Here is a 2,523-nt window from a genome sequence, read left to right as displayed (position 1 = left end):
GGGAAGAGGCGTCGCAAGGACGCAAACAGCACGACATGCAGCTTGGGAAGCTGCCATTCTACCACCGAACTACGCCCGCGACCGGCGGGAGATTAGTAGAGGCGCCGAGAGCGCCAAGTAGGGCAGCGACGGCCAGCATGATTGTCCACTGAGTGGTTAAGGTAATGGCCTTGGGTAAGGTTTAAAAACATCTATAAACGGGACATCCCCCCTTCACCGTCGAAGGGCAGTTAGGCCCAGACGTTCAATTCGGCAATGTCGAGGTGACGCTGCACGCCGAACCGTACTTGGCAGACTAAAGGCAGTCTGATGACAATCAAGCCGCCGGCGGATGGGCAATGAGTTCCTCAAACCGGCTGCCGCCATGCCTGTCGAGAGGATCACGGCGTCGTCGGCATCGACGGGGGATTGTAGGCAGACGACCAGACGTAGGGCTCCGGGCTGCAGCGGTCGGCGGCATTTACTAGTGCCGTATTCGTGCCATCCGAAATTTGCGGGTTTCCGACCTGATTGGGACCATCATATGTCGGACAGGAACAACTCACGATCGGCAAACCAGTGGTTTGGTCGGTCCTGTCTGTTGCTCGGCATGGCGCGGTCATGCACATGGCATATATGTTGGAAGTTCCGCTCGTCGGACACTGATACACGGTATTACCTTTTTGAGGGATTAGGATGGGCGTGTAGTCTGACACCACATAGGCTCCGGGAAATAGGGTGTTGTCGCGAAGAGACTCACAGACAGGCGCCTCCCGCATCGTGGGGTTCGTCGCGACGTTGGCGCCGTTCAGGCATTTGGAGCCATCCTTGCCACAGACTGCTATCGTCTTCTTATAGACTCTCTTGTTTAGGATCGCGTTGATAAGGACGTAGGAATAAGTCGCCCCCTCCGGCTTATTCTCCGATATTTTATAGCAGTCGCACTCGGCGGTTTTCTTGTCCTCCGAGAGAACGCAGGCGGGCGTATTGAGTGGCGCGCCCGGAACCCCAGAGTAGAAACACAAGGCGATTGGACCCGTCTTCTTGAGCCGGCAGGCGAGGAAGTTCGAGGTCTGCAGGTTCACACCTGCCCAGGCGCAGGAGCTCTTTGTGTCTGTGGTCTTGCAGTCAGTGATTTTGACGAGCCCGTTCAGGCCGGAATACTTGAACTCCGGTTTACACTCAGGCGATGACTTGCAGGATTGACTGAGCGCGGCGTCTGGAGCCAGGACCAGCAGTAGCAGCGCTGCCCAAAGCCACGCTGTTTTGCCGCAGCGGGAAAGATACTTCTGAAGCTCGTCGACCATTTAGGGAATGTCCACTTCTAGAGTTGTAGGAAAACTTAACCTAACTTAAGCTAGCCTGCACTGCCACGTTGTGGATGTCGAGGGAGGATTAGTCTTGAGCGGCCTTGAATTACAGCCGCCACAGCATGGGGGATTAGACTTTGTCAGTCGCAAAGCCAGACCCGCTTGCTTTCTTCCACAAAGGCGTCGGCGAGAGGCCCCAGATTATCCTCCGGGGCCAGTCGCTTACGGAGCATAGGATCAACCGACATCCACCGGATGACCGGCCTGTTAGGTCGACGATTTGTGCAATTTTGGGCCGGGTGCAAGACCGGCCCTTGGCAGACAGCGTCGACGGTCTGCCATGACCGCAATTTCTGCTCATTGCTTGCCGGGAATGTCGATTTTGCCGTGATTGTGCGTTGATCAAGACGCACCTCTCCCTTGGTTTGAGCTGGAACGCATGACAACCGGGCCGTCACGCCGCTTCTGGATCAGGCGTTGGACGCTGTTCGGCGATCAGCCGCAGGATTCCGGCGAAGAGCTGTCTCGCGATAGCGACCTCCGCCATCTGGAAGGCAACATAGCGGCCGTGGCTGATAACCTTTACGCCGATCTTGATCAGCTTCTCCCTCAGGCTGGTCAGCGACCAGTCCCTGATCGGCCCGGGTGTTGCCAGGGTGCGCAGGAAGTTGCCGAGATTGTAGGCGAGGGCGTGAAGCTGAAGGCGGGCAGCGTTGGCGGCAAACGTGCGGCACGACAGGCGGGTCCACTTGATCGCGCCCTTGCCTTCCTTAAACCACTGCTCGCAGGCGCCGCGCTGATTGTAGAAGGCGACAATGTTCTCAGGCGGTCTCGACAGGTTGGTGACGATGGCGAAGTGAAGCGAAAGATTGGCACTTCCATTCTGCCAGAAACGGCTGCATTCCCTTAGCCATCGTCAACCCATCCGGCTGCCTCTACTTACCGTTCAAAGCCGCTCTCCTATCGATGTCATGGCTCGCTCTTCCTGGCTCTGGTCCCGATGCCACCGGCGTGCTGCTCGAGGAAGGCGGAGCATTGATCGAAGCTTTGCTCGCATCTCTGGGGCAGGGGCATCGACTTTTTCTTCGCCAGTGAGCGGGCAAAAGCGAGCATGCGCGTCGTGGGCATCCTCGCCTTTCCCTGCTCGGCGCCAAGCGAGTCTTTAGCAGAGGCAGATTGCTCCGCCAACAAGAATCAATCCTTCACCTGTCAGGATACTGGGGCACGCGGTGTT

1 protein-coding gene and 1 pseudogene are annotated in these 2,523 nt (G+C 57.4%); both read right to left on the bottom strand.

All coding sequences use genetic code 11. The features are described 5' to 3' along the window. Positions 1-380: 380 nt before the first annotated feature. Positions 381-1,286, bottom strand: coding sequence for a hypothetical protein (locus WCJ41_RS21475; RefSeq protein WP_336907880.1), 906 nt, complete (start codon positions 1,284-1,286; stop codon positions 381-383). 457 nt (positions 1,287-1,743) lie between these two features. Further along, positions 1,744-2,151, bottom strand: a pseudogene (locus WCJ41_RS21470) (transposase); the annotation flags it as partial. Between the last annotated feature and the right edge of the window lie 372 nt (positions 2,152-2,523).

It is taken from the genome of Aestuariivirga sp. (assembly GCF_037139295.1).
GTDB lineage: Bacteria > Pseudomonadota > Alphaproteobacteria > Rhizobiales > Aestuariivirgaceae > Aestuariivirga.
This window is presented reverse-complemented; position numbering and strand designations above follow the sequence as displayed.